This is a genomic window from Bacillus sp. THAF10 (genome assembly GCF_009363695.1).
Classification (GTDB): domain Bacteria; phylum Bacillota; class Bacilli; order Bacillales; family Bacillaceae_I; genus Sutcliffiella_A.
The window spans coordinates 2,105,570-2,124,870 of the sequence record NZ_CP045403.1 but is presented as its reverse complement, the minus strand read 5'-3'; the positions used below and the strand labels follow the sequence as shown (position 1 = coordinate 2,124,870).

Genomic DNA, 19,301 nt, shown 5'->3' with positions numbered 1-19,301 from the left:
TTTAAATGATTCCAGAAGAAAGAATAAAGGATGTAAGCAAACCAAGAGCTGTAAGTAAACCAACTACCGGTCCACCTTCTTCAAAGCTTTCTGGCATCATCGTCGAAGCCACCATTGCAATGATTCCTCCTGCAGCTAATCCACTTACTAAATAGATATACAAGGCATTTAACTCACGAAAAACAATAAACCCAAAAAAGGAGCTTAAAGAGGTTAATGCAAAAACAATCGTCCACATAAATAGAATTTTTTTAATCGAGTAGCCATCCTTTTTTAAACCGATGGAACTCGATAAAGCCTCAGGAAAATTACTTATAAAGATGGCAATAACTATGACCCAGCTAACTGTATTCGTTTTAAGAAAACTAACCCCAATGATCACCGATTCAGGAATAGAATCCATGATGCTGCCAATAAATATTGCCATACCAGAGTAGCTTACTTGCTTTTGCCTTGAAAGCTTTCTATCTTTTCCGCCTTTTTTACTAATGAACATTTCCAAAACCGTAAACACAATAGCACCAAGTGAAAATCCGATAATAACGTAACTGTAGCCTGCTTTTTCTTCTATCTTTCCTAAAAGCTCGAAGGAAGCAGCACCAATTAATACGCCTGTCCCAAAAGCCATTATAAAAGCCGTTATTCTTCTTGGAATTGGTAAAAATAGGCCCGATAGCGCTCCTAAAAGAAGTGCTCCTCCTGCAACCATTCCCCATATCAATGCCTGAACCACTAGTTTTCACCCTACTTAACAAATTAAAATATTTACTCTTAATGTGCTCGAAAAAAAACTCAACATACTTTATTTCACTTTATGACAAAATACAAAGGTACTTTTTATGATCTTCTCAGGAGGTATTATTGTGAAAAAGTTTTATTTTGGTTTTGTCATTTGTGCATTAACATCTCTGTGTTTCTTTTTTAGTTCATTCCTCCCGCATGAGGGGGCAGCTGAAAGCTTAAAGGATTATTACCAAGCTCAAACTTCAACTGAGTCTCGCTATTCTACTAAGATGAGCCTGCCTAAAGAAGTGAAAAAGGCTATTTTACGTGGGGATTGGGAGAAAATCACCTACCCCGTACCTCCTACCGATATATTCATTACGATAAAAGGGAAAAGAAAATATGCAGTAGACCATCAAATGAATATCTATGATGTAAAAGAAAAAAAAGCTATATTAATTCTACCCAATAAAGCAGCGAAGCAACTCTCAAAGGATATGAAGAAGCTTTATAACAAGCATTACGGTGATTTAATAACGTGGAATGAAGCAAACAGTGTGCTTCCTCGTTACAGTAAATTTGAAGTATTGGATCTTGATACAGGAAAGTCTTTTCACGTACAACGCCGGGCAGGTTCTTATCATGCAGATGTACAGCCATTAACCAAGAAAGATACGAAAATAATGAAGGAAATTTATCGTGGTACGTGGAGTTGGGACAGAAGAGCGATATTAATTCTATCAGAAGATGAGAAATATGCTGCTTCTATGCATGGAATGCCACACGGTGCAGGAGCATTACAAAATGGTTTTCCTGGACATTTTTGTATTCACTTTCAAGACAGTATTACACACAAGTCAAGAAAGATGGACCATGCCCATTCAATCATGATAAAGAAGGCAGCAGGGGAGTGGCTCGATCATACCGAAAAATTATCCCCAGGTGAGATCGTCGATGCCGCAGTTTTATCGATACATCAGCATGATTGGTTTATTCTTGCCTCGGTATTAGATGATAAAAATAGGGCAACCTTGGCAGAAAATATCAAGTACCTAGAAGAAATCGAACTGTTGAAAAGGTTATCAGATCTACCTGAAAAACAAGATGCAGATACGAAGCTTTATTATCCCATTCAGGTAAAGCTATATATTCACAGGGATTCAACAGGAACTGATGCAAAAGTGGTTACCTTCAAAATGTATCGTGCTTCTTTAGAAGAACCATGGGCTCTTGATTTAGAATATCTCTTAAAACAAATAAGGTAAAAGATGAATGGTTTGACGGAATGGCCTTTTTCCACTATACTAAATTAATCTCGAATTCAAGATATTATTCGAAGGAGGAATAAGGCGTGAAACATGTATTTAAAAAAGGATCGGAAAATGTATTGTTATTACTTCATGGAACAGGCGGAAATGAAGAAGATCTGTTGCCGCTTGCAGAAATGATAGACAGGGAAGCATCTGTCCTTAGTGTAAGAGGCAATGTGTTGGAAAATGGCATGCCACGATTTTTCAGACGTCTTCAAGAAGGGATATTTGATGAGGAGGATTTAATATTCCGAACTAGTGAGCTTCATGATTTTCTTGATGAGTCCGCAGAAAAATATCAATTTGAACGCTCAAACGTCGTAGCAGTAGGCTATTCGAATGGTGCGAATATTGCAGGAAGCCTGCTTTTTCATTATAAAGATGCGTTAAAAGGGGCTATTCTTTATCACCCGATGGTACCAAGGAGAGGGATGGACCTTCCTGACTTAAATGGAGTACCAGTATTTATAGGTGCAGGAAAAAACGACCCAATATGTCCCGCAAGTGAAACAGAGGAACTGAGTGAAATGCTACAATCTGCAGGTTCAGAAGTAACGGTATACTGGGAGAACCAAGGCCATCAATTGACTGCTTCTGAAGTGCAGGAATCAAAAAAATGGTATGAGAAATATTAAGGAATGGAGAAGTGGCAATAGCCCACTTCTTTTTTAATGTTTAGGAAATTATAAAAAACATGTTTGTGGATATTTGGAACAAAAGTAGTAGCGTCCAGCTCCATTCGCCAGCGACTAGCAAAGAAGGCGCATTGCGCTTTTGTTGTGAGCAAACAAGTTTCTTTCCATACCCGCCTGTATTACACTAGTATAAAGAATACATAATTAATATTGGAGGATACCATGAAGCTTATTGATCAAAAATTGGTTCAGGACCAATTAAATACATTCGTGGATACAAACGTATTTGTTCATCTTGAAACAACAAATGGTGCTTACGCTGGACATCATAATACCGGCCAGGCAGTTGGCGCGTTTATCCGTAATGTTCCACTTACATTTGAGAGGGCAAAACTTGCAGGGAATGGTCCTTATAGAGTTGGTCTTAAACTTGCCCATGGCTGGGTATATGCCGAGGGAGTTACGCATTATGAAGTGGATGACAAAAACCGATTACTGATGGCAGGACTTAATCCTGAGGGGAAATTAGCGGTTGCCCTTCAAATTAGTGAAAGTCCATTTTAGGGAGGAGAGAAGAAGATGGAAGCAGAAAAGCATGTACTAGTAGTTTTTCCTCATCCTGACGATGAAGCTTTTAGTTCATCTGGAACAATCAAGCTTTTTACGCAAAGTGGGGTTCCTGTTACATATTTATGCGGTACATTAGGCCAAATGGGGAGAAACCTTGGCAATCCTCTTTTTGCCAATCGAGAAACATTACCAGAAGTGAGAAAGAAAGAACTTCTAAAAGCTTGTGAAGTGATGGGAATTACGGATTTAAGAATGCTCGGTCTTCATGATAAAACGTTGGAATTTGAAGATGAAGAGTATTTAGCAGATATTGTGGAAGAGGCATTGAAAGAGTTGCAGCCAACCCTTATTCTTACTTTTTATCCTGGTCACGGCGTACATCCTGATCATGATGCAATGAGTAATGCTGTAGCCATTGCTGTAAATAGGATACCTGAGGATGCGCGGCCAACTGTTTATGGAAAAGCGATATTAAAAAACAGTGTAGAATTACTAGGAGAACCAGATGTGGTCATTGACATCCGCTCAGTGGCAGAAGATAAGCTAAATGCAATCAAGGCACATAAATCCCAAACAAGTGGTTGGGTAGAACTAATGGAAAAACAATTGCAAGAAAATGCTCCTGAAATTGAAGATTGGTTGTACAGGGAAACTTTTTGGACATATAAAGGATAAAGTAGAGTGAACAGAGGCAACTATTATTGCTTCTGTTTTTTTGCGGAAAAAAATCTGAATTTTCAGTTGACATTACTTAAGTGCGGGGTTATTTTTAGGTTGAATCTACTTATGTGACAGAAATAATTATAACGACATAAAATCGTTATATAAGAAACGGAAGGTGTTATTATTATGATTTTACATGCTGTAGAAACTTTTACACACGAGCAAATAAGAGATTTGCAGTTAATCAGGCTTCAGCAAACGGTTCAACATGTCTATAAAAATGTCTCTTTTTATCAAAAGAAACTATTCGAACATAATCTGCTTCCCTCCGATATTCACTTCTTAGATGACATAAAGAAACTTCCTTTTACAACCAAAAAAGATTTAAGAGACCATTATCCGTTCGGAATGTTTGCCCTGTCTCCTAATGAAATTGTCAGACTGCACGCATCATCAGGTACTAGCGGAAAACCAACAGTTGTTGCTTACTCTAAAAATGATATCGATATGTGGGGAGGGATCGTTGCTAGGGCCATTTCAATGGCTGGAGGAAAACAAGGCGAGGTGTTACATAATGCCTATGGCTATGGTCTTTTCACAGGTGGTCTTGGCCTTCATTATGGGAGTGAAACACTCGGAATGATGACAACACCCGTTTCTGGGGGAAATACGGATAGACAAATCCAGCTTATTCAAGATTTCCAGCCTACTGTGATTTGTGGAACCCCATCCTATATGCTAAACATCGCAGAAAAAATGAAAGAAATGGGGGTTGATCCAAAGGAAACCTCATTAAAATACGGAATCTTTGGTGCAGAGCCTTGGTCAGAGGAGATGCGACATACACTTGAAAAAACTTTTGACATTAAGGCTTGCGATATTTATGGACTTAGTGAGGTGATTGGACCGGGAGTTGCGATGGAATGTCATGAGGCACAAGATGGTCTACATGTGGCTGAAGATCACTTTTATATAGAAGTAATTGATCCAAACACTGGGGAAGTTTTACCTGAGGGAGAAGAAGGAGAACTTGTTTTCACTTCCCTTACGAAAGAAGCTATGCCAGTTATCCGGTACCGTACTGGAGATATTGCTTCCATAAAAAAAGAGAGGTGCATATGTGGAAGAACCTCCACCAAAATGTCACGAGTAAAGGGAAGGGTGGACGATATGTTGATTGTTAGAGGAGTCAATGTCTATCCCTCACAAATTGAACATGTTCTGTTGAAAATAGAGGAGGTTGCCCCTCACTACCAAATTGTTATCCAGAAAGATAAAAGTTTGGATTCGATGGAAGTGTTTGTAGAAGCAAAAATGGAGCACTACGATAAGCAGATGCTCGAGAAAAAAATCGAAAGAGCTTTACACTCCTCATGTTATGTACAACTGAAAGTGAGCATCGTTCCACCAAAAACAATTCCTCGCTCAGAAGGGAAAGCTGTCCGAGTGATTGATAAAAGACAAGTGACGGTTTAATATTTCTGAAATTTCTGAGTTGATAATCGTATAACATTAATATATAATAACGTTAAATAAACGTTATAAATAGGAGGCGGCCATTTTGACAAACGCAAGTGTGTTTGACCGCTTAACAGATGATGAAAAGCACGAACATTTTATGATGCGCATACAGAACGGCGAAAAAATTGAAGCAGATGATTGGATGCCAGAAGAGTACCGTAAGACATTGATTAAATTAATATCCATGCATGCAATCAGCGAAATAATGGGAGCGCTTCCAGAAAAGGAATGGGTACCAAAAGCTCCTACATTAAAGCGAAAACTAGGAATCATGGCAAAGGTGCAGGATGAGATGGGGCACGGACAGCTTTTACTACGTGTAGCGGAGGACTTAATGGCTCCCTACGGTAAGTCTAGAGAAGAAATCATGCAAGATCTATTTTCAGGAGATTTAAAGTTTCATAATGTGTTTCATATGGAAGCGCCAACTTGGGGAGATGCTGGATTAATTGGCTGGCTTGTAGATGGAGCTGCAATTATTTCGCAAACGAACATGCTCGATGCCTCCTACGGCCCTTACGCGAGATCATTAAAACGAATTTGTGCCGAAGAAGTTTTTCATGCTCAGCATGGAGAGGCCATTATTATGGCACTTGCAGAAGGCACAAAAGAGCAACGGGATATGATACAAGATTCTATCAACAGATGGTGGGAAGCGTTATTAATGTTCTTTGGCCCGGCAGATGCTTCCACAACCGGTACCTCCAAACAAGATGTCACCATGAAATATGGAATTAGAACGAAGAGCAATGAAGAGCTGCGACAGGACTTTTTCACCAAATATATTCCTCGCGTGCTCTCGCTAGGTCTAACTCTTCCTGATACAACCATGCGTTATGACGAAAAGGAACAGAAATGGATCTATCAGCAGCCAGACTGGAGCAATTTTAAAGAAATCATCCGAAACAATGGACCAAAATCAAAAGATCGATTGCGTTTAAGGATCATCGCGCATGAAAATAATGCATGGGTTCGAGAAGCACTAAGCTCCGAAACAAACGCAGGGTAAAGGGGGCTTAACTTATGAGTACAAAAGGTTTTTATAAGGAATTCGAAGTGTTCAGCAAACGATCGCATACATCTCCCATGCAATATCAATTCAGTTTGCTCGCTCCAAACAAAGAAATCGCGCTTGTAATGGCACAAGAGAACTTTATGCGTCGTGAGCCTGCAGTGGATATATGGGTGATTGAGCGTTCACATATTCGCAAAATGACCCAAGAGGAAAAAGAAACCCTACAACGAATTGACAACAAAGATTATCGTAATACAAAAGGCTATGGTTATTTAAAGAAAAAATGGCGTCATTATGAACAAGGCATGCTTGATGAAAAGGAGATCATGTCCTGGGGAGGGAAAAAGCAGCAATGATTATTACAAGCCCTGCAGAGGCGAAACAAAATTCTGAGTATTATCAAGCTCTAACTTCATTACTCTTTCAACTCGCAGATGATGATTTTATCATCGCTTACAGGGGATCGGAGTGGCTAGGATTAGCACCTCATATTGAAGAGGATGTTGCTTTTTCCTCCATAAATCAAGACACCATGGGCCATGCATCCATGTTCTATCAGCTATTAGAAGAGCTTGGTGAAGGAAATATGGACGTTCTTGCCCATGGTAGAAGTGTAAAGGAAAGAGTGAATGCTATTTTACTAGAAAAAGTGAATGGTAGTGGAACGTATCTTACGGAACCAAAATACGATTGGGCCTTCACCGTTGTGAGGAACTGTTTTTACACCATGCTAAAAAAAATTAAGGTCGAATCCTTGAAAAACTCTTCCTATGAGCCATTAAAGCATATAGCAATTAAAGTAAATATGGAGCTCTATTATCATCTTCTACATTGGAAAACCTGGTTTGTCCAACTATGTAATGCAAATGGAGATGCTAAAAGCAGAATGGTGGCAGCAATACAACTGGTGATGGAAGAATTCGAAGGTGTGATTCATCTTGGGCCATCTGGAGAAAAGATGACTTCTTTTAACTTACTAGATTCAGAAGATGCGCTTCGTCAACGATTTGTATCCGAATTGAGTGCGATGTTTGAAAGAGCCAACCTATCACTTGAAACCAACACGAAAATGAAAAGCGGCAATGGGAGAAATGGAGAGCATACTTCGGACTTAGAAGAGGCCTTAAAGACGTTAGCGGAAGTATACAACAGTGATCCAGCAGCTGTCTGGTAAGGCAAAAGGACTGAGTGAAATGCAAACAAATAACAACGAAATATGGGCAGCACTACAGAAAGTGAAGGACCCCGAGATTGATTCTATCAGTATCGTAGACCTTGGAATGGTGGAAGAAGTAAAACTGGATGGCGAGTGTTTGGAAATAAAATTGCTTCCAACCTTTATGGGGTGCCCAGCACTAGACATTATTAAGAAAAATCTAGAAAAAGAACTAAGCTGTTTAGAAGGGGTAAAAGAGATGAAGGTGGAATTTATATACCAGCCACCCTGGACATCTGACAGAATTACAGAAGAGGGCAGAAAGAATCTAATCGAATTTGGAATCGCTCCGCCACCTCTGATGGATGAAACAGGACAATGGCATGTAGATTGCCCTTATTGTGGCTCCACCTATACTACCTTAGATAACATCTTTGGGCCTACCGCCTGCAGAAGTATTCTTTATTGCAAGGGCTGCAAGAACCCCTTTGAAGCAATGAAACCTGTATCAACCATGATGTAAGCTACACCACCTTACCTTTTGTAAGGTGACTACATATAAAAGGAGAGATTTACGATGGTAAAACTTATCGCACTTTACAAACACCCGGAAAACAAAGAAGCTTTTGATCAACATTATTTTGATACACATGCACCGATTACGGCAAAGATCCCTGGTCTTCGCAAGATGGAAGTGACAAAAGTAGTTGGTAGTCCAATGGGTGGCGAAGGAAAATATTATTTAATGTGTGAAATGTATTACGACAGTCATGATGCACTAAAAACAGCAATGAGAACAGATGAGGCTAAGGCTTCTGGAAAGGATCTTATGAAGTTTGCAGGTGACCTTGTAACATTGATGATTGGTGAAGAAGTGAATGAATAAGGAATTAGGTTTTATTGAGGTCTCAGTTGAAGGCAGTATCGGGATCATCAAATTAAACCGTCCAAAGGTGTTAAATGCGATTAATCGTCCAATGGTAACAGAAATTGTGACCACCATGGAAGAATTTGATCGAAATGATGAGGTAAAAGTGATTGTTCTCTCAGGAAACGGCCGGGCTTTTGCAGCAGGCGCTGATATTGACGAGATGGCAGAAGCAAGCGCCATCGACCTTGAATTATTAAATCAATTTACCGAATGGGACCGTCTTGCTTGGGTGAAAAAACCAATAGTTGGTGCGGTTCAGGGCTTTGCACTTGGTGGCGGCTTTGAGCTTGCGCTTTGCTGTGACATTCTTTTTGCAGGGCACAATGCTGAATTTGGTTTTCCGGAAATCAGCCTTGGTGTGATGCCTGGGGCTGGTGGGACACAACGGTTAACCAAGCTAATGGGAAAATCAAAAGCAATGGAATGGCTCTTAACTGGTGACAGAATGACCGCAAAGGAAGCTTTGCATTATGGTGTCATTAATCGAGTAATCGCAAACGAACTTCTAATGGAAGAAACAGTAAAGTTTGCTAACAAGATTGCTAAGCAACCTCCGCTTTCCTTGCGCCTGATAAAGGAATCCGTTCATAAAGCAGTGGATTATTCCATTTATGAAGGAATGCAATATGAAAGAAAGAATTTTTATTTGCTTTTTGCCTCACAAGATCAAAAAGAAGGAATGCGTGCTTTTCAGGAAAAGCGCAAGCCACACTTTAAAGGCGAATAAGGGGGCAGTCCAATGTTTGAAACCATTCGTGTGGAACTAAAAAACAATGTTGCTTGGATCATCATGAACAGACCAGATAAGCTGAATGCTTTTACAGAGCAAATGAACAAAGAGATTGCAAAGGCACTAAAACAAGCAAATTCTGATTCTGAAACAAGAGCGGTTGTTATTACAGGCGAAGGAAGAGCTTTCTCCTCTGGTCAAGACCTTGCAGAAGTAGACGAGAACATGGATCATGGGGAGGTTCTTCGCACAAGATACGGGCCAATGATGAAAGCGCTTGCTACATGTGAGAAGCCTGTGATTGCTGCTGTGAATGGCGTCGCAGCTGGAGCGGGGTTCAGCTTGGCTCTTGCATGCGACTTTCGCTTAGTTTCTGAAAAGGCGAGCTTTGTACAGGCATTTATCCATGTAGGCCTTGTCCCTGACTCAGGTAACCTTTATTTTCTCCCTAAGCTCATTGGCAATGCCAAAGCATTAGAACTTGCTGTATTTGGTGAAAAAGTAAAAGCGGACGAAGCCAAAGAACTAGGGCTAGCAACCAAGGTTTTCTCTATGGATGAATGGGAATCAGAAGTGTCACGATTTGCCGAGCGTATCGCCTCGATGCCAACTCAAGCCATCGCACTAATTAAACGTTCTATTAGCGCAGGCTGGAACATGAACTATGATGACTATTTAGAACATGAAGCATATTGCCAACGAATTGCCGGACTTTCTATAGATCATAAAGAAGGAGTTACTTCTTTTATCGAGAAAAGAAAGCCCGCTTTCCAAGGTAAATAATATTCTTTTAGGAGATGAGAAAATGGCAACTGTAAAAGAAGAAAAAATGGAAATGTTACAAATGAAGCGTGACTCCTATCAACTAATTATCGGTGGCCAGAGAATGGACAGCGTCTCAGGAGAAACATTTACTACTTACAACCCTGCAACAGGTGAAGCGATTGCAACAATTGCAAAAGCTGGGAAAGAAGATGCGGAAAAAGCGATCCAAGCCGCGCGTCTTGCTTTTGACAAAGGAAAATGGAAACTTGCACCGTTAAACAAAAGAGCAAGAACCTTAAATAAAATTGCTTCGATCATGCGCTCTCGTTTTAATGAACTAGTAGAGTTAGAGATTCTAGACACAGGGAAATCGTTATCTGCTGCCCAAGGTCAGGTAATGCAAGCCATTGAAGACTTCGAATTCTATGCTGGAGCCATTGTTGGCCATCGTGGTGCCGTTAATAATGTGCCAGGACAATTCCAAAACTTCACAGAAAAAGAACCAGTTGGCGTTTGCGCACAAATCATTCCATGGAACTACCCATTAATGATGGCAGCGTGGAAAATCGCACCTGCCATTGCAGTTGGATGTTCGGTTATAGTAAAACCTGCTACCTTAACTCCTTTAACGGCAATTGTAGTAGGCGAAATCTGCGTGGAAGCTGGTGTTCCAGAAGGAGTGGTAAACATCATTCCTGGAGCAGGCTCTGAGGTTGGTAACTATCTAGTAGAGCATCCAAATGTCGATAAAGTTGCTTTTACAGGCTCCACGCCAATCGGTAAAGACATTATGGAAAAAGCTTCTCAAACGTTAAAGCGTGTAACGCTTGAGCTTGGTGGAAAATCTCCAAATGTTGTGTTTGAAGATGCAGATATCGATGCAGCAGTGGATGGTTCCTTGTTTGGTATTTTCTATAACACCGGTCAATCTTGTGAAGCACGCTCCCGTTTATATGTCCACGAAAGCATTTATGATGTGTTCATGGAAAAATTCGTGGAAAAAGCTAAGAAGCTTCAATTGGGAGATCCTTTTGCGAAGGAAACACATATCGGGGCGGTTATCAATCAAGCCCAGCTTGATGTGATAGATGGGTATGTTCAATCTGCCAAAGAAGATGGCGCAAACGTTGTACTTGGTGGCAAGGTTGCAAATGTAGAAGGCTATGAAAATGGATATTGGTATGAGCCGACCATCATTACAGGAGTTACCCATGAAATGAAAGCAGTAAAAGAAGAAATCTTCGGACCAGTTGTTGTCGTGATGCCGTTTAGTGACGAAAAGGAAGCAGTAAAACTAGCAAATGATAGCGAATATGGCCTTGGCTCAGCAATTTGGACTACAAACCATGCTCGTGCAACACGCGTTGCAAAACAAATCCAAGCTGGAATCGTTATGGTGAATTGCCCATTCTCCGCATTCCCTGGGACTCCATTTGGAGGATATAAGCAATCTGGTTTCGGACGTGAGCTTTGCATTGAAACATTAGACTTATACACAGAAACAAAAAGTATTATTTCCTACTTTGGAAGCCGTCCACTAAATCCGTTCGGTGTCTAATGGGATAACAACCATTCAAGAGCAAAGAGGCTAGTCCTCTTTGCTCTTTTTCACAACATGTTAGGAGGAATTTTACATATGGAAAAAATAGTTGTCATCGGATCTGGCGTGATGGGGCGTGGCATTGCTTACGTAAGCGCCCTTGGTGGCTATCAAACGACGCTTGTGGATGTAAGTGACCAACAGCTTAACAGTGCCAAAGTCGAGCTTGAAAAAATCAATGAAAAGGGAATAGAAAGAGGAAAAGTAACAGATTCACAACTTACAATGTTTCGTGAAAATCTCTTTTATTCTACTAGCTTAAAAGATTCTTGTGATAATGCTAGCCTTATCATTGAAGCTGTCCCTGAAAATATGGCCATTAAAAAATCAGTGTTTGAACAAATAGATGCGATAGCTCCTGCGACGTGTTATTTTGCATCGAACACTTCCACTATGAGTCCTACCGAAATTGCTAGTTTCACAAAGCGGCCAGAAAAAGTAATTGCGATGCATTTTTTCAATCCTGTCCATAAAATGAAGCTCGTTGAAATTGTCAGAGGTCTTGAAACAAGTGATGAAACAGCTGCTTATATTCGACAGGTTGCGGAAAATATGGGTAAGGAAACCGTTGTAGTCAATGAGTTCCCAGGATTTGTAACTAGTCGTATCAGTGCCCTTGTTGGGAATGAAGCCTTTTATATGCTTCAAGAAGGGGTAGGTTCACCAGAAGAAATTGATAAAGCCATTAAATTAGGCTTGAATTATCCTATGGGACCGTTTGAGCTTGGTGATCTTGTTGGCCTTGATACACGACTAAATAATTTAAAATATCTTCACGAAAAGCTTGGCGAAAAATACAGACCTGCTCCATTACTTGAAAAATACGTAAAAGCAGGACGTCTCGGACGGAAATCAGGTAAAGGTGTATACGATTACGAAAATAACAACTAAGAGGGTGAGAGAATGAGAGAAGTTGTCATTGTTGATGCTTGCAGAACGCCGATAGGGAAATACAAAGGGGCATTGAAATCTGTCCGTCCGGATGATCTTGGTGCCATTGTCATTAAAGCTTTGCTAGCAAGGAATTTGGCTGTAAATCCGAAAGAGATAGAAGAGGTAGTGTTTGGCAACGCGAATCAGGCTGGAGAGGATAACCGTAATGTTGCCAGAATGAGTGCCTTACTCGCAGGCTTACCTGTAGAGGTTGCGGGAACAACCATTAATCGTCTATGCGGTTCAGGCCTAGATGCGGTAAATTATGCAGCAAGAGCCATCATGGCAGGCGAAGGCGATATTTACATTGCTGGTGGCACAGAAAGTATGACACGAGCCCCTTTTGTGATGGCAAAACCAGAAGCAGATTTTCCAAGAGGCAATATGGAGATGTTCGATACGACCATTGGATGGAGATTTACTAACAAAGAGCTGGAAAAAATGTATGGCTCTGACTCTATGCCGCAAACAGCGGAAAATGTCGCAAAAAATTACGAGATTTCTAGAGAAGACCAAGACAGGTTTGCGATAGAAAGTCAACAAAAAGCGAAACAGGCGATGGAAGAGAATCGTTTTTCCGACGAACTTGTACCAGTTAGCATGATAGATAGAAAAGGAAATGAAACGATTTTTTCTATCGACGAACATCCTCGGCCAGAAACGACCCTTGAAAAACTAGGTAAGCTTCGTCCGATTTTTGAGGGCGGTACTGTAACAGCTGGGAATGCGTCAGGAGTGAATGACGGGTCTGCTGCATTACTACTAATGAGCAGGGAAAAAGCAAAGGAACTTGGTGTCACCCCCCTAGCAAAATATGTGACTTCTGCCGTTTCAGGATTAACACCATCCATTATGGGGATTGGTCCTGTAGCAGCAACGCAAAAAGCGTTACAGCGGGCAGGATTAACCGTAGGTGACCTAGATCTTGTCGAACTAAATGAAGCCTTTGCCTCACAAAGCCTAGAGTGTATCAAACAGCTTGAATTAAACAGAGAAACGGTAAATGTCAACGGTGGTGCCATTGCTTTTGGTCACCCACTTGGAGCAAGTGGAGCTAGAATCCTAACCACTCTCGTGCATGAAATGAAAAAACGAGGCTCCAAGTATGGTTTGGCTACCATGTGCGTAGGTGTCGGCCAAGGAATTGCAACAATCGTTGAAGGAATAGAGGAATCATAGAGGTCAAACTCTATGATTTTTCGGCATCTCTTTTCTATAACGCGTTAATCTGATAAAATAAAATTTGTGTAATATATTTACCTATCTGTTTTAAAGGAAGAGGATGTACATAATGAACACGAGATCAATGATATTTACTCTTTACGGCGACTATGTCCGACATTATGGCAATAAAATATGGATTGGAAGTCTCATTCGACTTTTAAATGAGTTCGGGCATAACGACCAAGCAGTGAGAGCGGCCATTTCCCGTATGAACAAACAAGGCTGGGTGCAGGCTGAAAAAAAAGGGAATAAAAGCTATTATTTTTTAACCGAGCGCGGTGTGAAACGTATAGATGAGGCAGCCAAGCGTATCTTTAAGCTGAAAACCGAACAGTGGGATGGGAAATGGCGGATGCTTATGTACACGATTCCTGAAGAAATCAGAAATGTTCGTGATGAGCTTCGGAAAGAACTAATATGGAGTGGGTTTGGAACCCTGTCTAACAGTTGTTGGATTTCGCCAAATCCGTTGGAAAAACAAGTGAATGACCTTTTGGTAAAGTACGAAATTAAAGACTATGTTGACTTTTTTGTTTCCAAATACCAAGGTCCTCATGAAAACGAGCGTCTAGTGCTAAAAAGCTGGGATTTGAATGAAATAAATGGTCGCTATCAACAATTCATCCAAGACTATAGCCAAAAATATATTATCGACAAGAATAAGATTGGAAAAGGGCAAATGTCAGATGCGGAATGCTTTGTTGAAAGAACAAAGCTTGTTCACGAATATCGGAAGTTTTTATTTGTGGATCCAGGTTTACCGGAAGAATTACTTCCAGACATGTGGCTTGGAAACCATGCAGCTTCCCTATTTAGTGAGTATTATAAAGAGTTGGCAGAGCCGGCATCACGCTTTTTTGAACAAGTTTTTGAGGATGGGAATGAAATCGCATTAAAGGATAAGCGTTATGATGTATTGAATCATCCTTACATTATGGAATAAGCATTTCTGCTGATGTAGAAGTGCTTTTTTACTTTAGGCTTTTTTGAACTGCGCTATTGATTGCCTCAAATTCGCCCGCGTCCTCAGGGCGAGTTACGATCCTCCTGTTGTGTCTCCAGACAAATGCATCTTTCGCGCTGGAGTCTACGCCATTACCTCTAATCAACAGCTAGAAATTTTACCGGCGACACAAATGTCCTGACACAATAGTGGTTAAACCTCGTTAAATGACACAAAAGTATTAACAACAATGAAAAAGCCATAATAATCTCTTCTTCCGTTAAAGGGCCATATTGTGGAGCAACAATTTAAAGATTGTGAAGAAGGAAATGACATAAAAAAAAGGAATATGCTGCTTAGGCTGTCTTAAATTTTTTTAGAATAAGGAAGGATTAGTATGGAACTTGGACATTTAATTGAAAAAGTGAAAAACTTCTCAAATTGTAAAGTTCATTCACCTTTAGGCTTTCCAGTTGTAGAAAAAGGTCATCTATTACCAGATGATTTATATGAATTTTATAAAATATGTGGTCGAATTGAATTATTTACGAACTGTGATTATGGTATAACAATCGTTTCTCCTAAAGAGTTTTTATTAGCAAACCCTGTAATAATAGGTGAAAAAGCTGAAAATGATATTTCTTCAGATTGGTATATTATTGGTCGTGATAAGAATAATGATTACTTAACAATTGACTTAAACCCGTTAAGATTAGGTAGATGTTATGATAGCCATTGGGAAATTCACGGTGTTCCTGGTAGTTGCCCTATAATTGCCAATTCCTTTACAGAATTTTTAGATCGTATAGTAATGAATAGAGGTAAACAATGTTACTGGCTTCAAGATGATTATACATATTTGGGTGATGCTTATAATGAATAAATTGAACTGCTTGTTGTACTAAACTGGCGCGTTTATTAAGGAACGGGGTTTTTTTACATCTTTCCATTTTCTGGTCTAAAAAAGGGAATTAGCTTGATTACTTATAATTAAAATGTTACGCCCTTGAAGGGAAGTTTATTTTGGAACAAAAGGAGAGGTTGCTATGTCCCACAATATTGATTTTCGATATAAATATACTAATGGGGATACTTGGGCTTCAGGCATTATTGGCACGAATAAAAATAAATTTGAGTTCGTATGTTCCTACCTATTTAGTGACCCTTTAGAGAAATTACTAAATTCTGTTTATCAGATCGTACCGAATCTGGCTGCGTTTCCAAGGAAAGAAATTGATTTTACAATGTTGGATGAACCGATTGAATATAAGTGGGAGTTTAAATTATTAGATGAAAAAAACGTATCCATTAACATTTAAAAAAAAGGGTACGATTTGAAAACAAAATTAATTTTTGAAGAATATTTTAACCTCTACGATTTACTAAAGGCTTTATTTCAATGCATTAGTAATGATCCTAATCTCAGAACTAATGAGCGCATAGAACGTATATATAAGGAATTTAAACTTCACCTAAACTGGCGTAATTCTTAAATAAGAATCGGTGCTAATTTTGTATTTTAGAGCAAATTATTTGAAGAAAAGAGAAGGTTTTATGAAGGAGAAATTATTATATTGAAAGTAATTATACATAAACAAAAGATAGGATCATAATTAATACGAATCTAATTTACTGGGGGAAGAGCAATGTTTCCTATTGGAGAACAACCAGATTTTATTAAAGATCTAAATCAATTTGAAGAGGTTCCAGCTGAGATTGCTATACAAGGAAAAACCAAAAATCTTGAACGACTGAAGGATTTGTCTGGTATTGAAAAGTTATGGTTGTTCAGTGTAAATCAAGAAGAGTTTGATTTAATTCTTCAATCTGTAAGGCCTAAAACACTTTATGTTTACGAAATGAGGGTAGAAGATTTATCTTCATTGGAGCTTCTTTCAGGTACTGAAACATTATATTTATGCTGGAATACAAAAACGACCAAGTTGTGGGATTTAAAAAAAAATATTAATCTAAAGACTTTGTCCCTTGAAGATTTCAAGAGAATAAACAGTTTGGACCCTTTACAGCATTGCCAAGCCCTTGAGGAGTTACATTTATCAGGTGGCATATGGAACACATTAAAGATTGATACCCTAGAACCCCTCAAACAACTAAATGCCCTTAAATATTTAGGCTTATCTAACATACGGGTAAAAGATGAATCCTTGGAGCCTTTATCGTATTTAATCAATTTAGAGGAACTTGAAGTATCTAATCAGTTCCCGACAGAAGAGTTTGCAAGGTTATCCGTTGCCCTTCCTAATACTAAGTGTAATTATTTCACGCCTTATGTAAAATTAAACGATCCTATAGATGGAAAAGATATTATGGTTATTGGTAAACGCAAACCTTTTTTGAACTCATCTACCGATACAAAAAAGCTCCAAAAATATGAGGATGTTTTTAAAGTGTTCCAAGAGAAGCATAAAGAGCAGTATACTTAATAAAATTATCTTGTTAAATACCAGGTGGATTAGATGTTTTACGGGGTGAACTTAATTTAAAGGATAAGCGTATCATTACCGCTAAAATTGCGTTGTTCCTAAAATCAGGAGGAAATAAGTGATTATTAGAGGATACACAGCTAATGATGAAATTGGATGGGTAAGATGCCGAACACTTGCTTTTTTACAAACAGCCTATTTTGATAATGTGTTAAATAAGAAAGAACAATATGAAAATCCTGCAATTGAGCTCGTTGCAGAATTAGATGGCCAAATTGTTGGGCTTATTGATATCGAATATGAAAAAAAAGAACGATCAGTTTGCTCTAGGGGTAAAGGGCTAGGCGGAATGATTTGGCACATTGCAGTACACCCTGATTTTTATAGGCAAGGAATCGGTCAACAACTACTGAGTGCGGCAGAATATAAAGCTAAGAAAATTGGCTTAAATCGTTTTGAGGCTTGGACAAGAGATGATCTATGGGTTCAAAACTGGTATCAATCTATGAATTTTAATATGGTTGAATCGTATTACCACGTATATTTTGAAGGCGATGAAATGGACAATAAAATTCAAAAAAACGTGCACAATCTATACGTAATAAATGCTTTTGCTCACTATGTCGGGAACGAAATTGACCAATTTAAAAATAATAAACGAATTCATCAGTGCGTTTGTTTTGAAAAGTATTTTTAATTTGAAATACCTATCCATATTAAACAATAATTGTATTCAATTATCGGGCGCGATCCAGGAACAAGGATCAGCGCTCGTTTTTATATGGGCTAAATAGAAAAATAGTTTATTGTAGGAATTTTTAGCTTATGAAATAATTGGCATTAACCAGTAGGGTAGTCTAATTCAACAAGGAAGTGATAATATGCAAGGTTATAATGTATTGATGGTTTATAACAAAGATATGGACAAGTTGTTAATGTGTGAAAGATTGAAAAACCCTTATAAAGGCTTAAGTAATTTAGTAGGCGGAAAAATTGAAGATGGAGAAAAAGGTATAGATGCTGCTTATAGAGAACTTCATGAAGAAACTAATATTTCCAGTGAGGACATAAATCTTCATCACTTAATGGATTTTAAATACTTTCTACAAGATTGTTATGTTGAAGTATATGTTGGTAGATTAAAACGAGATGTACTAGTTTCTGGAAATGAAAATATTCTTTATTGGTCTAATTTAGATAATAACTTTTTTGATATGTCCTTATATGCTGGAGAAGGAAATATAGGTCATATGATAGAGCAAGTAAATTATGTTAAAGACAAGCTATTCTCCGATAAAGACTTGTTTGTATAGTACGTTTTTCTTAAAACTTATCTTCAACAATCGGGCGCGTTTCTAAAGTAAAAAGAACGAATTGTAAGAGAAAAATAGTTGGTTTTATATCAGATAAGGTGAGGTTTAATGGAGTTCAAATATTATCTTAGTGGAATTGGATGGGCAACTTGCATTGTTGAAGTTAACTCGCAAAAATTGGAGTTTACAGCAAGTTATTTAACTGACTGTTTAGATGACTTTCTAAAATCATTAATGTATTTAAATTCTTTTTGTGTTCCTAAAGATGAGGTAATGAAAAAAACTGAATGTGAATGGCAGGGTGAACCAGAGGGAATTGTGTGGTCTTTTGAATTAAAAGCAAATCACAAACTAATTGTTGAGGTAATGTATTTTGAAGATGAATACAACAAAGAAAACTCTCGAACATTAATAAAAACTGAGTACCCGTATGATGATTTTTTAAGAACTGTTTTGATTGAAATAGATGCCCTAATAAAAAGACACGGAATTATTGGTTACAGAGAAGAATGGTATGATTTTGATTTTCCCTTAAGTTCCTTTTTAAAATTAAAGCACTATATAATGAAAAAACAGAAATACCCTGTAAAACAAGAAATGGGAGAGTTTGACGAAGAAACAAGAAGCAATATAAATTTCGATTTAGAATTATTATTACAAGAAATTAACAAGTCTTATTAAACAATATGGCGCTTTCCTGCAGCAATGAACAGCACTTATTTGAATTTAGTGCCATTTAATCGAATGTTTCATTTAAAAGTGATGAAAATTAGACATAATTTTATTTAGTTTAATGGCTGGTTATTGAAACAGGGGCTAGAGGTG

The 19,301-nt window shown here is 38.6% G+C and carries 23 protein-coding genes; 22 read left to right on the top strand and 1 reads right to left on the bottom strand.

What is annotated here, in order from left to right:
* Position 1: 1 nt before the first annotated feature.
* The gene (locus tag FIU87_RS11055) at positions 2-733 is read right to left on the bottom strand and encodes a ZIP family metal transporter (protein ID WP_152444648.1); all 732 of its coding nucleotides are present in this window, start codon (positions 731-733) and stop codon (positions 2-4) included.
* 130 nt (positions 734-863) lie between these two features.
* Here FIU87_RS11055 and FIU87_RS11050 point away from each other — a divergent pair, with 130 nt between their 5' ends.
* The 22 genes from FIU87_RS11050 to FIU87_RS10945 all read left to right on the top strand — a co-directional run bounded on the left by FIU87_RS11050 (position 864) and on the right by FIU87_RS10945 (position 19,157).
* Entirely contained in the window at positions 864-1,988 is a 1,125-nt protein-coding gene (locus FIU87_RS11050) for a hypothetical protein (protein WP_152444647.1), read from the top strand.
* A gap of 86 nt (positions 1,989-2,074) precedes the next feature.
* Positions 2,075-2,668 (top strand): alpha/beta hydrolase, encoded by a 594-nt coding sequence (locus tag FIU87_RS11045; protein WP_152444646.1) that lies wholly within the window; start codon positions 2,075-2,077, stop codon positions 2,666-2,668.
* Between the two features lie 222 nt (positions 2,669-2,890).
* Positions 2,891-3,232, top strand: coding sequence for a YojF family protein (locus FIU87_RS11040; RefSeq protein WP_152444645.1), 342 nt, complete (start codon positions 2,891-2,893; stop codon positions 3,230-3,232).
* A 15-nt stretch (positions 3,233-3,247) separates the two neighbouring features.
* Positions 3,248-3,913: a bacillithiol biosynthesis deacetylase BshB2 gene (gene bshB2, locus FIU87_RS11035; protein ID WP_152444644.1), complete on the top strand. Its 666-nt coding sequence runs from the start codon at positions 3,248-3,250 to the stop codon at positions 3,911-3,913.
* 174 nt (positions 3,914-4,087) lie between these two features.
* Positions 4,088-5,377: a phenylacetate--CoA ligase family protein gene (locus FIU87_RS11030; RefSeq protein ID WP_152444643.1), complete on the top strand. Its 1,290-nt coding sequence runs from the start codon at positions 4,088-4,090 to the stop codon at positions 5,375-5,377.
* Between the two features lie 142 nt (positions 5,378-5,519).
* Positions 5,520-6,431, top strand: a complete 912-nt coding sequence (paaA, locus tag FIU87_RS11025) for a 1,2-phenylacetyl-CoA epoxidase subunit PaaA (protein WP_253905583.1) — start codon at positions 5,520-5,522, stop codon at positions 6,429-6,431.
* Between the two features lie 14 nt (positions 6,432-6,445).
* Entirely contained in the window at positions 6,446-6,793 is a 348-nt protein-coding gene (gene paaB, locus FIU87_RS11020; RefSeq protein WP_152444641.1) for a 1,2-phenylacetyl-CoA epoxidase subunit PaaB, read from the top strand.
* Positions 6,790-7,611 carry a 1,2-phenylacetyl-CoA epoxidase subunit PaaC gene (gene paaC, locus FIU87_RS11015; protein WP_152444640.1) on the top strand — a complete coding sequence of 274 codons (822 nt, stop codon included), beginning with the start codon at positions 6,790-6,792 and terminating at the stop codon, positions 7,609-7,611. The genes paaB and paaC overlap by 4 nt, the downstream gene beginning before the upstream one ends.
* A gap of 19 nt (positions 7,612-7,630) precedes the next feature.
* The gene (gene paaD / locus FIU87_RS11010) at positions 7,631-8,116 is read left to right on the top strand and encodes a 1,2-phenylacetyl-CoA epoxidase subunit PaaD (RefSeq protein ID WP_172971161.1); all 486 of its coding nucleotides are present in this window, start codon (positions 7,631-7,633) and stop codon (positions 8,114-8,116) included.
* 54 nt (positions 8,117-8,170) lie between these two features.
* Positions 8,171-8,479, top strand: coding sequence for an EthD family reductase (locus FIU87_RS11005; protein WP_152444639.1), 309 nt, complete (start codon positions 8,171-8,173; stop codon positions 8,477-8,479).
* On the top strand, positions 8,472-9,251 hold the full coding sequence (locus tag FIU87_RS11000; RefSeq protein WP_152444638.1) for an enoyl-CoA hydratase/isomerase family protein: 780 nt from the start codon (positions 8,472-8,474) through the stop codon (positions 9,249-9,251). The genes FIU87_RS11005 and FIU87_RS11000 overlap by 8 nt, the downstream gene beginning before the upstream one ends.
* Positions 9,252-9,263: 12 nt before the next feature.
* Positions 9,264-10,037, top strand: a complete 774-nt coding sequence (locus tag FIU87_RS10995) for an enoyl-CoA hydratase-related protein (RefSeq protein WP_152444637.1) — start codon at positions 9,264-9,266, stop codon at positions 10,035-10,037.
* A 22-nt stretch (positions 10,038-10,059) separates the two neighbouring features.
* A complete protein-coding gene (locus tag FIU87_RS10990; protein WP_152444636.1) occupies positions 10,060-11,577 on the top strand; it encodes an aldehyde dehydrogenase family protein in 1,518 nt (505 codons plus the stop codon).
* A gap of 78 nt (positions 11,578-11,655) precedes the next feature.
* On the top strand, positions 11,656-12,510 hold the full coding sequence (locus FIU87_RS10985) for a 3-hydroxyacyl-CoA dehydrogenase (protein WP_152444635.1): 855 nt from the start codon (positions 11,656-11,658) through the stop codon (positions 12,508-12,510).
* Between the two features lie 12 nt (positions 12,511-12,522).
* Complete coding sequence (locus FIU87_RS10980; protein ID WP_152444634.1) at positions 12,523-13,731, top strand: acetyl-CoA C-acyltransferase; 1,209 nt, start codon at positions 12,523-12,525, stop codon at positions 13,729-13,731.
* 112 nt (positions 13,732-13,843) lie between these two features.
* Positions 13,844-14,719 (top strand): phenylacetic acid degradation operon negative regulatory protein PaaX, encoded by an 876-nt coding sequence (gene paaX / locus FIU87_RS10975; protein ID WP_152444633.1) that lies wholly within the window; start codon positions 13,844-13,846, stop codon positions 14,717-14,719.
* Between the two features lie 397 nt (positions 14,720-15,116).
* The gene (locus tag FIU87_RS10970; protein ID WP_152444632.1) at positions 15,117-15,602 is read left to right on the top strand and encodes an SMI1/KNR4 family protein; all 486 of its coding nucleotides are present in this window, start codon (positions 15,117-15,119) and stop codon (positions 15,600-15,602) included.
* Between the two features lie 163 nt (positions 15,603-15,765).
* Entirely contained in the window at positions 15,766-16,038 is a 273-nt protein-coding gene (locus FIU87_RS10965) for a hypothetical protein (protein WP_152444631.1), read from the top strand.
* 327 nt (positions 16,039-16,365) lie between these two features.
* On the top strand, positions 16,366-17,163 hold the full coding sequence (locus FIU87_RS10960) for a leucine-rich repeat domain-containing protein (protein WP_152444630.1): 798 nt from the start codon (positions 16,366-16,368) through the stop codon (positions 17,161-17,163).
* Between the two features lie 118 nt (positions 17,164-17,281).
* Positions 17,282-17,860 (top strand): GNAT family N-acetyltransferase, encoded by a 579-nt coding sequence (locus FIU87_RS10955; RefSeq protein WP_152444629.1) that lies wholly within the window; start codon positions 17,282-17,284, stop codon positions 17,858-17,860.
* A 184-nt stretch (positions 17,861-18,044) separates the two neighbouring features.
* Positions 18,045-18,476 (top strand): NUDIX hydrolase, encoded by a 432-nt coding sequence (locus FIU87_RS10950; RefSeq protein ID WP_152444628.1) that lies wholly within the window; start codon positions 18,045-18,047, stop codon positions 18,474-18,476.
* Positions 18,477-18,584: 108 nt separating this feature from the next.
* Positions 18,585-19,157, top strand: coding sequence for a hypothetical protein (locus FIU87_RS10945; protein ID WP_152444627.1), 573 nt, complete (start codon positions 18,585-18,587; stop codon positions 19,155-19,157).
* Positions 19,158-19,301 lie beyond the last annotated feature (144 nt).